Origin of the sequence: Rhodanobacter sp. IGA1.0 (assembly GCF_040208325.1) — a bacterium.
Lineage (GTDB): Bacteria > Pseudomonadota > Gammaproteobacteria > Xanthomonadales > Rhodanobacteraceae > Rhodanobacter > Rhodanobacter spathiphylli.
On record NZ_CP157948.1, the window covers coordinates 3,034,427 to 3,048,742 of the forward strand.

The following is a 14,316-nucleotide window of genomic DNA, read 5'->3' on the forward strand; positions in this document are numbered from 1 at the left end:
CGTGGCGGCGCACAGCACCAGCAGGAACAGCAGATAGACGGCATCCATCGACGTCGACTCCTCGGGAGAACGACGCGCACTTTAGGAATGGCCGTATAAGAAAGGGGTAGCAATCCGGCCGCCGGCCGTATAGATCGCGTAAATTTTTTTGCAGGTCCCGCGACGGGGATCAGGCGATCGAATGCAGGCCTGCCTCTGCCACCGCCGGCAGGCGCTCGACCCGATAGCCGGCCGCGTCCCACGCCTCCAGCCCGCCCAGCAGCGGACGCACCCGGCGGTAGCCCTGGCCGATCAGCACCTTGGCCACGCGGGCGGCGGAGACCTCGTTGGGGCAATTGCAGTAGACCACCAGCTCGTGATCGAACGGGATGTCGTTCACGCTGCGGTCGATGCCATGCTCGTCCAGCAGCAGGGCGCCGGGCAGCACCCGGGTATCGAGCAGGCGCGAGCCCGGTGCCCGCACGTCCAGCACCACCGGCGCCCGGGCGGACTGCATCGCCTGATGCAGTTCGTCCACCGAGATGCGCGCCATGCGCAACGTGCGCAGCAATTGCCGGCGCTGCCACCAGCGCGCCAGCACATACAGCGCCAACAACACCAGCATCGCCTCCAGCGCCAGCGTGCCGGCATTGGCGATGGCGGCCAGCAGGTCGTCGATCTGGGTCGCGAACGCGTAGCCCAGGCCGATCGCCACCGCGGCCCACAGCAGCGAGCCGATGCCGTCGAACAGCAGGAACCTGGACAGCGGCAGCCCCATCGCACCGGTCAGCGGCGGCGCCACCGTGGCCAGTCCCGGAACGAACTTGGCGATCAGCAGGATCTGCCCGCGCCAGCGCTGGAAGTGCAGTTCGGAGCGTTCCACGCAGGAATCGGGCGACAGCGAAATGCGGCACAGCAGCCGCATCACGCCACCGCCGTAGCGCCGCCCCGCGGCAAACCACACCGCGTCGCTGAGCAGCGCGGCGGCCACCGCGACCGACAACACCGCGGCCACGCCCATCTGCCCGCCGGCCACCAGCGCACCGGCCACCACCAGGGTCGGCACCGCCGGCAGCGGCGCGCCCAGCTGGGTCACCAGCACATTGAGGAACACCAGCAGCACGCCGTATTGCGCCATCAGCGCGATGATTTCATGAGCCATCGGAGCGCCACCCCATGCAGCGAAGTCGCCGTGGCCACATGATTGGGCCGCCGATCCGCCATTGCAAACCCGGTGCAGGCCGAACGCCGGCGGTGCCGGGACAAGCGCTACGCGGGTTGGGCTTCGCCTGCGGCCTGGCGGCCCATCCGGCGCGCGCCGGCAATCACCAGCGGCAGCCACAGCACGCTGAACGCCGCGGCGCAGACGAACACACCATCCGGCCCGAGCCGGCCCAGCGCCATGCCGCCCAAGGTGCCGCCCACGAACGCGCCGATGAACTGGCTGGTCGAATACGCACCCATCGCGGCGCCGCGCAAATGCTCCGGCGCCAGCCGCGAGACCAGGCTGGGCAGCGCGGCCTCCAGCAGGTTGAACGCGGAGAAGAACACCGCGGCGGCCACGCCGAAGGCGGCCAGGTGGCTGCCCGAAAACGCAAAACCCAGCAGGGCCAGCCCGATCGCCACCACGCAGACCATCACGATGCGCAGGCTCTGCGCCACCTCGCGCATGTGATGCAGGCTTGCGCCCATCACGAACGCCGCCACCGTCATCACCGGCAGGTACAGCTCCCAGTGCCGGCTCACCGGCAGGTGCAAGGTGTTCGCCAGCAGCAACGGCAAGCCCACGAAGCTGGCGGTGAGCAGCGCATGCAGGAAGAACACCGAGCCGTTCAGCACCAGCATGCGGCCATCGCGCAGCATCGCCAGCACGGCGCCGAAGCCGGCCGCGGCGGGTGCCCGCGCACGTTCCGGCGTGGGCACGATCAGCCACAGCAGGATCAGCGACAGCAGGGCCAGGATCGAGGTGGCGCCGAACAGGCCGGGCAACCCGGCGACCGCCTCCAGCGGCGGCCCCAGGATCAGCGCCAGCAGGAAGGCCAGCCCGATCGACACGCCGATGATGCCCATCGCCTTGCCGCGGTTCTCCTCGGCGGTGAGGTCGGCCACCAGCGCGATGCCGGCGCCCGCCACCGCACCCATGCCCTGCACCGCGCGACCGATCACGATGCCGGTCAGCGTGTGCGACATCGCCGCGATCAATCCGCCGATGGCGAACAGGATCAGGCCCAGGGTAATCGCCGGCTTGCGTCCGATCCGGTCGGACAGCAGCCCCAGCGGGATCTGCAGCAGCACCTGGCCGATGCCGTAGACGCCCAGCGCCAGTCCGATCATGAAGCCGGTGGAACCGGGCATTGCCTTCGCGTACAGCGAGAACACCGGCATGATCAGGAACAGACCGAACAGGCGCAGGCTGATCACGCAGGCCAGGGTCAGCGCGCTGCGCAGTTCGGAATGCGAGAGTTTGCTCACCGGAAACCGGACATCGAAAAAGTCATGGCCGGCATTATAAGCGGAGGGCCTGTCGCCCGTTTGCGGCGACATGTCGCGGCGCAAGTTCCTGCAGCCCGTATAATCGCCGCCTACGCCGCTGTGATGCCTCCATGAATTCGATGCCCGCCGACGCTCCCCGACCCGCCGACTTCGCCCAGGTGCGCGACCTCGCCGCCGCCGACATGCAACGGGTCGACGCGTTGATCCGCCAGCGGCTGTCCTCCGACGTGGTGCTGATCAACCAGATCGCCGACCACATCATCGCCTCCGGCGGCAAGCGTCTGCGCCCGATGCTGCACGTGCTGGCCGCCGGCGCCGCCGGCTACCGCGGCGAACATCACACCAAGCTCGCCGCGATCATCGAATTCATCCACACCTCGACCCTGCTCCACGACGACGTGGTCGACGAATCCGACCTGCGCCGCGGCCGCAAGACCGCCAACGCGCTGTGGGGCAACGCCGCCAGCGTGCTGGTCGGCGACTTCCTCTACTCGCGCTCGTTCCAGCTGATGGTGGAACTGGACGACATGCGCATCATGCGCATCCTCGCCGACACCACCAACACCATCGCCGAAGGCGAGGTGCTGCAGCTGCTCAACATCGGCAACGCCGACGTCAGCGAAGCGGCGTACCTGGCGGTGATCGAACGCAAGACCGCCGTGCTGTTCGCCGCCGCCACCGAACTGGGCGGCATTCTCGGCGGCCTGCCGGAAAACCAGATCGCCGCGCTGCGCCGCTACGGCATGGAACTGGGCTACGCCTTCCAGATCGCCGACGACCTGCTCGACTACACCAGCGACGCCGGCACCCTGGGCAAGAACATCGGCGACGACCTCGCCGAAGGCAAGCCGACCCTGCCGCTGATCTACGCACTGGAAAAAGCCAGCGCGGAACAGGCGCAGTCGCTGCGCCACGCGATCGAGCACGGCGGTCTGGATTCGCTGGACCGCATCATCGCCGCCATCGGTGAATCGGGTGCGCTGGAGCGCACCCGCGAGCGGGCCCTGCAGCATGCCGACGCGGCGCGCGAAGCGCTGGCCATCCTCGCGCCTTCGGCACACCGCGACGCCCTGGCCACCCTGGCCGACTACTCGGTGCAGCGCACGTTCTGAGGCGCCATCGAGGCGCTGCGCGTTTGCACGTCCACACATCTGTCCGCACATCCGTGGGAGCGCATATCCATACTCGTCATTCCGGCGAAGGCCGGAAGAGCTTTAAAACAGCGCAGCTAGTCATCGCCCTTGCCGTTGCGGACGCGTTTTCGCCTGCCGTGTGTTTCAGAGCAAGAGCTTTCGTCCTCCTTCGGAGGGCGAGTCACTTTCTCTTGAGTGGCCAAGAGAAAGTAACCAAAGAGAAGGCCACCCCGCTTGGCGCTTGTTGGGCATCCTGCCCAACAAGTCCGTGAGCCGGGGCCGGGCTTTTCGAACGGGCATCGGGCAACCGCTCCTGCGTTGCCTCAACTCCGGCATCCATGCCGTCGCCTGCCCGTGCGAAAAGGAGTCGACGTCCTGTCGACTCCCGCTGCGCGGCCTGTCGACCCCGTCTCACCGCCGCACAAGGGACCCCGGGTAAAGCAGCGGGCCATCGTGGCCCGCACTCGGTGATGAAGCTGAAAGGCAAAGGCAAAAGCCAGAGCCGAAGCAAAAGCTCCGGGTCGCCGCCGCTTTGCTCTTGATCCGGCTCTTCTGAAAAGTGCGGGCCACGATGGCCCGCTGCTCTACCCGGGACCCCTCTGCAGCGGCGGGCGGGTGGAGGATCAGCCCGCAGGGTGCCTGACATGGATGTCAGGCAGTTTGGCGTCAGGGCAGGATGCACTGTCGACAAACCCCGTAACCCGCACGCGAACCTCACAGGCAGGATGCCTGCGAGGCGCGGAAGCGGGGTGGCCTCTCGTTGGGCCACGTTTCTCTGGCCACTCAGAGAAAGGTGGCTCGGCTGCCATAGGCAGACGAAAGCTTTTGCTCTGATGCATAGGGGAAGGCAAAAACAGCAAACGCGATGCCAGCCTCCGCCGGAATGACGAACGCGCGGGGGCGCCGTTACAAGGGTGTCAGCAGGCATCGCCTCGTTCCAACCGGAGCCGGGCGCAGGAAACGCCCCTCACCCACCTCCGTGGGATCACCAGAGAAACCCACCGTTCACGCCCTGATGCTGGCAGCCGCGCCGCCGATCGGCCAGACTTCGCCCCATGTCCTGCTTGCGCCCAATCCGCTGGCTGTGGTGCCTCGCGGCAATGCTGTTGCCGCTGGCGGCGGTGCATGCCGCGGAAAATACCTGGCGCTATGACGCGGTGCACAGCCAGGTCGTCTTCAGCATCAGCCACAACGGCTACTCGCGGCCGTTCGGACGGCTGCACATCGCGCGCGGCTGGCTGCGTTTCGATCCTCGGGACTGGAGCAGCGCCGCGACCGAGCTGGATATCGACCTGGCCGGCGTGGACATGGGCGATGCCGACTGGAACAGGGCCGTGTGCAAATCGTCCCTGCTCGATTGCGCGGGCCAGCGCTACGCGCATTTCGTCAGCACCGGTGTCGAGCGCAAGGATGAAAGGCACGGAGTCCTGCGTGGCCGGTTGACCCTGCGCGGCGTCACCCGGCCGCTGGATCTGGCGTTCACCTTCAACCGGGCGGCCAGGACGATTTACGAAACCCATGAAGTCATCGGCTTCTCGGCCACCGCGATGCTTGACCGCAACGACTACGACATCACCGCCAACCCCAACTCGATCGGCGCGCAGGTCAGCGTGTGGCTGGAGCTGGAGGCCGTCCGTGACGACCACGCCATGACATCCGGCAAGGAGAATCCATGAGCCTGCGCAGCAACGAACGCCAATGGGGTTCGGTCGCGAAGTTCTTCCACTGGACCATCGCGCTGGCGATCCTCGGCAACGGCGCGTTCGGCCTGCTGATGGACCTGGCCCACTCGCCGATGCAGAAGATCAACTGGCTGGCCTTGCACAAGTCGATCGGCCTCACCGTGCTGGCGCTGGTGCTGCTGCGCTTGATCTGGCGCTGGCGCGACGGTCGCCCGCTGGAAGAGGCGGCACCGCGCTGGCAGCAATGGAGCGCGCGCATCGTGCACGCGCTGTTGTACCTGCTGATCGTGGCGATTCCGCTCAGCGGCTGGTGGTTCAACTCGGTCACCGGCAAGCCGCTGCAATGGTTCAAGCAGTTCAACCTGCCCGCGCTGGCGGCGAAGAACGACGAACTGCGCCACTTCGCGCACGGCGTGCACGAGTACCTGTTCTGGTTCCTCATCCTGCTGCTGGTGGCCCATGTCGGCGCCGCGCTGAAGCATCATGTGTTCGACCATGACAACGTGCTGCGCCGGATGCTGCCGTTTGGCCGTCCGACTTCCCGAGGAGACCGCTCATGAAACGACTTGCCATCCTGCTCGCCCTGGCCCTGCCCCTTGCTGCCGCAGCCACCGACTACACCGTGCAACCGGCATCGAGCACGCTCGGTTTCAGCAACACCTTCCAGGGCGAATCGTTCGACGGCAAGTTCGGCCGTTGGACCGCCGCGATCAGCTACGACGCCGCGAACCTCGCCAGCTCGAAGTTCGACGTCGAAGTGGACCTGGCCAGCGTGAAGACCGGCGACAGCGATCGCGACAGCGCGCTGCCCGGCTCGGATTTCTTTGACGTGGCGAAATTTCCCAAGGCACACTTCGTCACCACCGGCTTCCGCCAGGTCGGCGGCAAGGTGATTGCCGACGGCACGCTCACCCTGCACGGCATCAGCAAGCCGGTGAGCCTGGAGGTGACGTTCAAGCCGCAGGCCGACGGCGCCACGCTGGACGTGGCCGGCACGGTGAAGCGGCTGGATTTCGGCGTGGGCACCGGTGACTACGCCGACACCTCGGTGATCGGCGGCGACGTGAAGGTCACCGCGCATCTGCAGCTGGCGGCGAAGTAAGCCGCCCGATGCCGAACGACAGCCTGTGGCGGCGCCTGCGCGGATGGGTCGGCAGCGGCCGTGCCGAACGGGCCACCACGCCGCCCGTGCGCGCGAACGCCGGCTCCGCCCAGGTCGCCGACAGCCTGCGCGCCCTGCTGGATGACCCGGGCATCCCGGCATCGGTACGCAGCGAACTGGCCGCGGATTTCAGCCGCGTCGAGCAGATGCTGGACAAGCTCCAGCGCGGCGAACTGCACGTGGCCGTGTTCGGCCGCGTCTCCGCGGGCAAGTCGGCGCTGGGCAATGCGTTGCTCGGGCGCGAAGCGTTCACCGTGGGCGTCCTGCACGGCACCACCACCGATGCCGAGCACGCCATGCTCGACGAGGCCCAGCACGACGGCCTGGTGCTGATCGACACGCCCGGCATCAACGAGCTCGACGGCGAGGCCCGCGAAAAGCTCGCGTTCGAGGTGGCCGAGGTCAGCGACCTGGTGATCTTCGTCTGCGACGGCGACCTTACCCGCGAAGAACTCGATGCGCTGAAAAGTCTTGCCGCGACCCAGCGCCCGCTGCTGCTCGCACTGAACAAGGCCGACCGCTACGGCCGCGACGAACTGGACGGCCTGCTCGAACACCTGCGCCTGCGCGTGGCCGGGCTGGTGCGCGCCGAAGACGTGCTGGCGGTGGCGGCCCACCCGGCCCCGCAACGCGTGGTCGAAGTCGACGCCCGCGGCCACGAACACCCGCGCGAACAGCCGCGCACGCCGGACGTTGCCGCGCTGCGCGAGCGCCTGCTGGCGATCGCCGCCCGCGAAGGCAAGACGCTGTCGGCGATCAACGCCGGCCTGTACGCCGGCCGGCTCACCGACCAGGTCAGCGCACGCATCGCCGAAACCCGCAAGGCGGTGGCGGCGAAGCTGATCCATCACTACTGCATCGCCAAGGGCGTCGCGGTCGCGTTGAACCCGATCCCGGTCGCCGACCTGCTGGCCGCCGCGGGACTGGATGCGGCGATGGTGGTGCAACTGTCCCGCGTCTACGGCCTGCCGCTGACCCGCGCCGAATCCGGCCGGCTGGTCGCGGTGATCTCCGCGCAACTGGCCGCCCTGATGGGCGCGATCTGGGGCATGCAACTGGTCGCCTCGGCCTTGAAGGGCGTCAGTGCCGGCTTGTCCGTCGTGGTCACCGCCGCGGCGCAGGGCGCGCTGGGCTGGTACGCCACCGTGCTGATCGGCCGCGCCGCGGAACGCTATCTGGTCGGCGGAAAATCCTGGGGCGAAGCGGGCGCCAAGCGCGCCGTCGCCGACATCGTGGCCAGCCTCGATCGCGATTCGATCCTGCGCGAGGCGCGCGAGGAAATCCTGAAGCGCTTGAAAAGCCGGCGCGAGTAGCCGCTTTGCTCCTCCCCCTGCTTGCAGGGGACAAATCGGCAGGACTGCCGATTTGTGCGGCGTGAGCCGCCCGAAGGGCGAGGGCCACGGAGGGCCCGAGTACAGGTCGGGAGGGGTCGCTTTTGACCTTGCAATCACGATCAAGAGCGAACCCCACCCCAACCCTCCCCTGCTGCGCAGGGGAGGGAGCTCACTTCGCCAGGAACCTGCGCACCGCGGCCGCATCGAACGGCCAGTCCAGTTCGCGCCCGTCGCGCGTATCGCGCAGCACCGGCACGCGGGTGCCATAGCGTTGCTCCAGTTCGGCCGAATCGTCCACCCACTCGCTGTCGAACTCCGGCGCGCGCGCCTCGGCCATCACCGCCAGGGCGAGGTCGCACAGGTGACAGTAGTCGCGCTGGTAAAGGATCAGGTCGGACATGCGGCTGCGAATGGCTGGGGACGCCGCGTAGAATAACCGGTCAACCCACACCCAAGCAGCGCACTCATGGCCGTCAGCGTATTCGACCTGTTCAAGATCGGCATCGGACCCTCCTCCTCGCACACCGTGGGCCCGATGCGCGCCGCCGCGCGCTTTGCCGAGCGCTGGCTGGACGAGAAGGGCGTGCTCGACCGCGTGACCCGGGTGCGCGCCGAACTGTACGGCTCGCTGGCGATGACCGGCCGTGGCCACGGCACCGACAAGGCCGTGCTGCTGGGCTTCGAGGGCCAGCATCCGGACACCGTCGACGCCGACCAGATCCCGGCCGCGCTGGAGCGTATCCGCGGCACCGGGCGCATCCGCCTGCTCGGCAGCCACGAGATCGCGTTCGACGAGAAATCCGACCTGGTCTTCAACAAGCGCCAGAAGCTGCCGTTCCACACCAACGGCATGCGCTTCTCCGCCTACGACGCCGACGGCAACGAACTGGCCAGCCGCGACTACTACTCCGTCGGCGGCGGCTTCGTGGTCAACACCGACGAGGCGGCCGAAGACCGCATCGTGGCCGACACCACGGCCCAGCCCTACCCGTTCACCAGTGGCGACGAAATGCTGGCGCTGTGCAAGCAGCACAAGCTCACCATCGCCCAGCTGATGATGGCGAACGAGAGCGTGTGGCGCCCGGAAGCGGAAACCCGCGCCGGCCTGCTGACCATCTGGCAGGCGATGAAGGACTGCGTCGAACGCGGCCTGCGTTCGCCCGGCACCCTGCCCGGCGGCCTGAAGGTCACACGTCGCGCGCCGGCGATGCTGGAAGACCTGCGCAACCAGCCCGAGGCCGCGCTGAAAGATCCGCTGACCATCCTCGACTGGGTCAACCTCTACGCACTGGCCGTCAACGAGGAAAACGCCGCCGGTGGCCGCGTGGTCACCGCGCCCACCAACGGCGCCGCCGGCATCATCCCCGCCGTCGGCCATTACTACCTGCGCTTCTGTCCCAAGGCTGACGACGAAGGCATCATCGAATACCTGCTCACCGCCGCCGCCATCGGCATCCTGTACAAGGAAAACGCCTCGATCTCCGGCGCCGAAGTCGGCTGCCAGGGCGAAGTCGGCGTGGCCTGCTCGATGGCCGCCGGCGGCCTCACCGCCGCGCTGGGCGGCAACGTGATGCAGGTGGAGAACGCGGCCGAAATCGGCATGGAACACAACCTCGGCCTCACCTGCGACCCCATCGGCGGCCTGGTGCAGATCCCCTGCATCGAACGCAACGCGATGGGCTCGGTGAAAGCCATCAACGCCAGCCGCATGGCCCTGAAAAGCGACGGCAAGCACCGCGTCTCGCTGGACAAGGTGATCAAGACCATGCGCGATACGGGGCGCGACATGAAGGACAAGTACAAGGAAACCTCGCGCGGCGGGTTGGCGGTGAACGTCATCGAGTGTTGAGGCAGAGTCGCGGAATTTTCGCCGACAAAAAGCGAAGGGCTTTCGGGCGCCGCAGGCGCACGAAAGCTTCGGCTCTCGATCATTGCGATAACAACCGACGCGCAGCGGCTCAAGAAGCCGGATCAAGAGCCATCCTTTCCCTCAGGAAAGGGAGCAAAGCGGGCTCCATGACCACCGACAGGTGACATTCCCCGCCCGATTCTGCAACCATCGACCCCTTTACGGCGTGCTCAGCGCCGCTACGGGAGCCCGTTATGACCCAAGAACGCGCGATTCGCCGCGACGTCGGCCCGTTCGCCCTGATGCTTACCGGCCTGGGCTCGATCATCGGTTCGGGCTGGTTGTTCGGCGCCTGGCGCGCGGCGCAGATCGCCGGGCCCGGTGCGATCTGGGCGTGGGTGCTGGGCGCCGCGATCATCATGACGATTGCGCTGACCTATGCGGAACTGGGCGCGATGTTCCCCGAGTCCGGTGGCATGGTGCGCTACGGGCATTACTCGCACGGTTCGCTGGTCGGCTTCATCGCGGCCTGGGCGAACTGGATCGCGATCGTCTCGGTGATTTCGGTCGAGGCCGAGGCGTCGGCGCAATACATGTCGTCGTGGAAGTGGCAGTGGGCCAAGGACCTGTACCACTCGGTGCCCGGCGGCCACGGCGAATTGAGCACCAACGGCCTGCTGATCGCGGCGGCGCTGGTGGTGATGTATTTCCTGTTCAACTTCTGGAGCGTGAAGCTGTTCGCCCGTTCGAACACGGCGATCACGCTGTTCAAGCTGATCATCCCCGCGCTCACCGCAGTGCTGCTGATCATGACCGGCTTCCATCCGGAGAACTTCAGCGTCGGCATCCACGGCGAGCTGCACAAGACCGATTTCCCGTCGATCCTCACCGCGGTGGCGATCGCCGGCATCGTGTTCAGCTTCAACGGTTTCCAGAGCCCGGTGAACCTGGCCGGCGAAGCGCGCAACCCGGGTCGCAGCATTCCGTTCGCGATCGTCTGCTCGATCGCGCTGGCCACGGTGGTCTACGTGCTGCTGCAGGTCTCGTTCATCGGCGCGGTACCGCGCGAGATGCTGGCCAACGTGGGCTGGCACGGGATCGACTTCTCGTCGCCGTTCGCGGATCTGGCGATCATCCTGGGTCTGCAGTGGCTGGCGACCTTGCTGTTCATCGACGCGGTGATCAGCCCCAGCGGCACCGGCATGACCTACACCGCGACCACCGCGCGCATGCTCTACGGCATGGAGCGCAACGGCACGCTGCCGAAGATCCTGGGTCGGGTGCATCCGAAGTGGGGCGTGCCGCGCCCGGCGATGTGGGTGAACCTGGCGGTGTCGTTCCTGTTCCTGTTCTTCTTCCGCGGCTGGGGTTCGCTGGCGGCGGTGATCTCGGTGGCCACGATCATCTCCTACCTCACCGGCCCGGTCAGCGTGATGACGCTGCGCCGCACCGCGCCGGAATTGCACCGCCCGTTCCGGCTGGCCGGCCTGCCGATCCTGGCCGGCATCGCCTTCATCATGTCGACCGAGCTGCTGTACTGGGCGAAGTGGCCGCTGACCGGCGAGATCATCCTGCTGATGGTGGTCGCGCTGCCGGTGTACTTCTACTACCAGGCCAAGGCCGGCTGGCACGACTTCGGCCGCCAGATGAAGGGCGCCTGGTGGCTGGTCTGCTACCTGCCCGCGCTGGCCGTGGTGTCGTGGGCCGGCAGCACCACGTTCGGCGGCAAGGGTTACCTGCCGTATGGCTGGGACCTGCTGCTGGTCGCGGTGATCGGCCTGGCGTTCTACCTGTGGGGCGTGAAGTCCGGCTGGCGCACGCCGTCGGTGGAGGCGGCGCGGATGGAAGCGCATGACGATCCGGATGCGCCGCTGGTGCCGCCGGACGAGGAAACCGCCGAACGGGTCACCGGGCACTGACACCGGCCTGTTCGTTCCACCACAGCGCGCAGCCATTGGCTGCGCGTTTTTGTTTGCGCAGCGCCATGTCGAAAATGTCCGTGGCCATTCGTCGCCATGGCAGACTCGTGCAAACCGCCACGCCGGCCAACCCGAGGAATCGCCCATGTCACCCAAGGCCAGCCGCTCGCTCAACATGCTGTGCTTCGCCGCCCTGCTCGCTTTCGGCTCGGCGGCCAGCGCGGCCACGGTCCAGTACAACATCGATCCCGATCACACCTATCCCAGTTTCGAGGCCGACCACATGGGCGGCTTGTCGGTGTGGCGCGGCAAGTTCAACCACAGCAGCGGCACGGTGATGCTGGACAAGACCGCCGGCACCGGTTCGGTGGACGTCACCGTCGACATGAAGAGCGCTGACTTCGGCCAGGACCAGCTCAACGCCGGCACGCAGGGCGAGGAACTGTTCGACACGGCGAAGTATCCGCAGGCGCACTACACCGGCAAGCTGGTCGATTTCGTCAACGGCGCGCCGACCCGGGTCAGCGGCCAGCTGACCCTGCACGGCGTCACCCATCCGCTGGACCTGAAGATCAACAGCTTCAAGTGCATGCCGCACCCGATGTTCAAGCGCGAGGTCTGCGGTGCCGATGCGCTGGCCACGTTCAAGCGCGACGCTTACGGCATGGACGCGGGCAAGGACTACGGTTTCGACATGACGGTGACCTTGCGCATCCAGGTCGAGGCGCTCGCGGTCAAATAGGCGACACCGGCCATGGCCGGGTGATGCAGCGACTCCGCAATGGCTGATCGGTGCCGGCGCGCATCGCCCGGTTCCGTAGCGGACGACGAAAGCCGCGTGGATGTCAGTGGCCCGATGCCTGATGCGACGCCGGGGCTTCAGCTGGTCCTGGCGCCCCGGCGCCGTGGAGTCGGGTCTGCAGGCGGTACAGTTCCGCGTAGCGACCGCCGGCCTGCAGAAGCTCTTCATGGCGTCCCTGTTCGACCACGGCGCCATGTTCGAGGAAGAAGATCCGGTCCGCGTTGCGGATGCTGGCCAGCCGGTGCGTGATGAGAATCACGGTGCGATCGAGCGCCAGAGTGCGCAGCGACTCATAGACCGCCTGCTCGGCCCTGGCGTCCAGTGACGCCGTCGGCTCGTCCCAGATGACCAGCGGCGCATCGCGATAGAGCCCGCGGGCCACGGCCATTCGCTGCCATTGGCCACCGGACAGATCCTGACCGCCGTGGAAGTGGCGCGACAGCAGGGTGTCCCAGCGTTGGGGCAATCGATCCACGACATCGATCGCGCTGGAATCACGGGCTGCCCGCAACAGCCACTCGTCAAGCGGGTCCGCGCGACCATGGCGACCCAGGCGAATGTTGTCGCGCGCGCTGCGTGGCCAACGGACCGGTTCCTGCAGAACCATGGCAATGCGATCGGCAAGCGATTCCGGCGCCATGGCACGGAGATCGACGCCATCCCAGGTGATGCGCCCGGAGTCCGGCTGGTACAGCCCGGCGATCAACTTGGCCAGGGTCGTCTTGCCGGAACCGTTTTCGCCGACCAGTGCGATCGTCTGGGCGGGTTGAATGGTCAGCGAGATGTCCCGCAATGCCGGGCGCGCCGCACCGGGGTAATGGAAACCGACATGGCTGAATTCGATCCGCCCCGGTTTCGCCGGTGCGGTCGCATCCGCCGCTGGACGCTTCGACGGTCGCGACTGCTCGATGAATTCCCGGTAGTCGCTGATGTAGAGGCCTTTTTCGAACAGTTCGCGCGAGACCAGCATCAGCCGCGACAGGGCGGCGCTGGCGGTGCGGATGGCGATCACCGCGGTCCCGGCCGCAGCCAGGTCCAGCCATCGCGCATACAGCATCATTCCGAGCGCCACATAGGTGCCCAGCTGCCCCAGGCCGGAGAGAAGTTGCCCCAAGGTCATCGACCGGGCTGCAGCCATGCCCTGCTTCACCAGATGAAGCTCAAGCTCAACGGCACATCGCCGGTACTCGGACAGCACATAGTCCTGCGCCTGGTTGGCGCGGATCTCCGGCGCCGCCTCGCGCTGCGTGGCAAGCTCGGCCATCATCTGGGTCTGGCGGGTGAGCGCGATGGTCGTCGGCATGGCCGCGTATTGCAGGCTCGCCGCCTTGAGTGCGGCCCAACCTTCCGGCAGCAGCGCCAGCAGCAGCAAGGGTAACAGCAGCGGGTGCAGCAGGAACAGCGCAAGCGCAGCGCCCGCCACGGAAAGCATGGCGCTGAAGACTTCGACCAGGCTGGCCGTGGCGCTCTCCATGTGCATCAGGCCGCGATCCCGTGCCCGGTGCAGGCGATCATAGAAACCGGGATCGTCGAAGGACGCGAGATCCACCGCCAGGCTGACTTCAAACAATTGCTCTTCGGCAAGGCGGTGCACCTTCGGCGTCAACCGCGCTTTCGCCATCGAGGTGGCGGCATCCATCCCGATGCGCAGCAGGCCGACCCCGCAGAGCAGCAACAGCACAGGCAGCGCCAGGCGCAGCTGTTCGATATCCAGCCCCTGCCGCAGCAGGCGATCCAGCACCCGGGTGGTCAGCAGCAGGGTCCAGGTGGTGGATGCGCCGGCAAGAATCTGGGCCAGAACGATGATCACGGACAATCCGGGCGCCGCCTGCCGGAGAATGCTCGCGACCGGCCGCGCCGCCATCGCCAGGCGCCGGATCAACGCCGGCAAATCCGGGCGCTGCGCGCTGTCGTCATCCAGGCGCCAGTACGGCGTTTGCAACTCGGCCTCGTTGGCATGCAC

12 protein-coding genes are annotated in these 14,316 nt (G+C 67.2%); 8 read left to right on the forward strand and 4 right to left on the reverse strand.

The genetic code is table 11. The features are described from left to right. Nucleotides 1–169: 169 nt before the first annotated feature. Both ABNK63_RS13765 and ABNK63_RS13770 read right to left on the reverse strand, forming a co-directional pair. Nucleotides 170–1,141 (reverse strand): DedA family protein/thiosulfate sulfurtransferase GlpE, encoded by a 972-nt coding sequence (locus tag ABNK63_RS13765; protein ID WP_350015944.1) that lies wholly within the window; start codon nt 1,139–1,141, stop codon nt 170–172. Nucleotides 1,142–1,248: 107 nt separating this feature from the next. Beyond that, nucleotides 1,249–2,451 carry an MFS transporter gene (locus ABNK63_RS13770; protein WP_350015945.1) on the reverse strand — a complete coding sequence of 401 codons (1,203 nt, stop codon included), beginning with the start codon at nt 2,449–2,451 and terminating at the stop codon, nt 1,249–1,251. 131 nt (nt 2,452–2,582) lie between these two features. Here ABNK63_RS13770 and ABNK63_RS13775 point away from each other — a divergent pair, with 131 nt between their 5' ends. The 5 genes from ABNK63_RS13775 (at nt 2,583) to ABNK63_RS13795 (ending at nt 7,762) form a co-directional block, all read left to right on the forward strand. Then, on the forward strand, nt 2,583–3,584 hold the full coding sequence (locus ABNK63_RS13775; RefSeq protein WP_007807697.1) for a polyprenyl synthetase family protein: 1,002 nt from the start codon (nt 2,583–2,585) through the stop codon (nt 3,582–3,584). A gap of 1,076 nt (nt 3,585–4,660) precedes the next feature. After that, nucleotides 4,661–5,281: a YceI family protein gene (locus ABNK63_RS13780; RefSeq protein WP_350015946.1), complete on the forward strand. Its 621-nt coding sequence runs from the start codon at nt 4,661–4,663 to the stop codon at nt 5,279–5,281. Further along, nucleotides 5,278–5,847 carry a cytochrome b gene (locus ABNK63_RS13785; RefSeq protein WP_350015947.1) on the forward strand — a complete coding sequence of 190 codons (570 nt, stop codon included), beginning with the start codon at nt 5,278–5,280 and terminating at the stop codon, nt 5,845–5,847. Before ABNK63_RS13780 ends, ABNK63_RS13785 begins: the two co-directional genes overlap by 4 nt. Continuing rightward, the gene (locus ABNK63_RS13790) at nt 5,844–6,389 is read left to right on the forward strand and encodes a YceI family protein (RefSeq protein ID WP_350015948.1); all 546 of its coding nucleotides are present in this window, start codon (nt 5,844–5,846) and stop codon (nt 6,387–6,389) included. The genes ABNK63_RS13785 and ABNK63_RS13790 overlap by 4 nt, the downstream gene beginning before the upstream one ends. Before the next feature lie 8 nt (nt 6,390–6,397). Then, on the forward strand, nt 6,398–7,762 hold the full coding sequence (locus tag ABNK63_RS13795) for a GTP-binding protein (protein ID WP_350015949.1): 1,365 nt from the start codon (nt 6,398–6,400) through the stop codon (nt 7,760–7,762). 190 nt (nt 7,763–7,952) lie between these two features. On the opposite strand, the gene ABNK63_RS13800 is transcribed toward ABNK63_RS13795, so the two are convergent. Next, the gene (locus ABNK63_RS13800; RefSeq protein ID WP_007807686.1) at nt 7,953–8,183 is read right to left on the reverse strand and encodes a glutaredoxin family protein; all 231 of its coding nucleotides are present in this window, start codon (nt 8,181–8,183) and stop codon (nt 7,953–7,955) included. A 66-nt stretch (nt 8,184–8,249) separates the two neighbouring features. Between ABNK63_RS13800 and ABNK63_RS13805 the strand changes: the two genes are divergently transcribed. The 3 genes from ABNK63_RS13805 to ABNK63_RS13815 all read left to right on the forward strand — a co-directional run bounded on the left by ABNK63_RS13805 (nt 8,250) and on the right by ABNK63_RS13815 (nt 12,293). Next, nucleotides 8,250–9,632 (forward strand): L-serine ammonia-lyase, encoded by a 1,383-nt coding sequence (locus ABNK63_RS13805; protein ID WP_007807684.1) that lies wholly within the window; start codon nt 8,250–8,252, stop codon nt 9,630–9,632. A 254-nt stretch (nt 9,633–9,886) separates the two neighbouring features. Continuing rightward, on the forward strand, nt 9,887–11,551 hold the full coding sequence (locus ABNK63_RS13810; protein WP_007807683.1) for an APC family permease: 1,665 nt from the start codon (nt 9,887–9,889) through the stop codon (nt 11,549–11,551). Nucleotides 11,552–11,696: 145 nt separating this feature from the next. Then, nucleotides 11,697–12,293: a YceI family protein gene (locus ABNK63_RS13815; RefSeq protein WP_350015950.1), complete on the forward strand. Its 597-nt coding sequence runs from the start codon at nt 11,697–11,699 to the stop codon at nt 12,291–12,293. 103 nt (nt 12,294–12,396) lie between these two features. On the opposite strand, the gene ABNK63_RS13820 is transcribed toward ABNK63_RS13815, so the two are convergent. Then, complete coding sequence (locus ABNK63_RS13820) at nt 12,397–14,316, reverse strand: ABC transporter ATP-binding protein (protein ID WP_350015951.1); 1,920 nt, start codon at nt 14,314–14,316, stop codon at nt 12,397–12,399.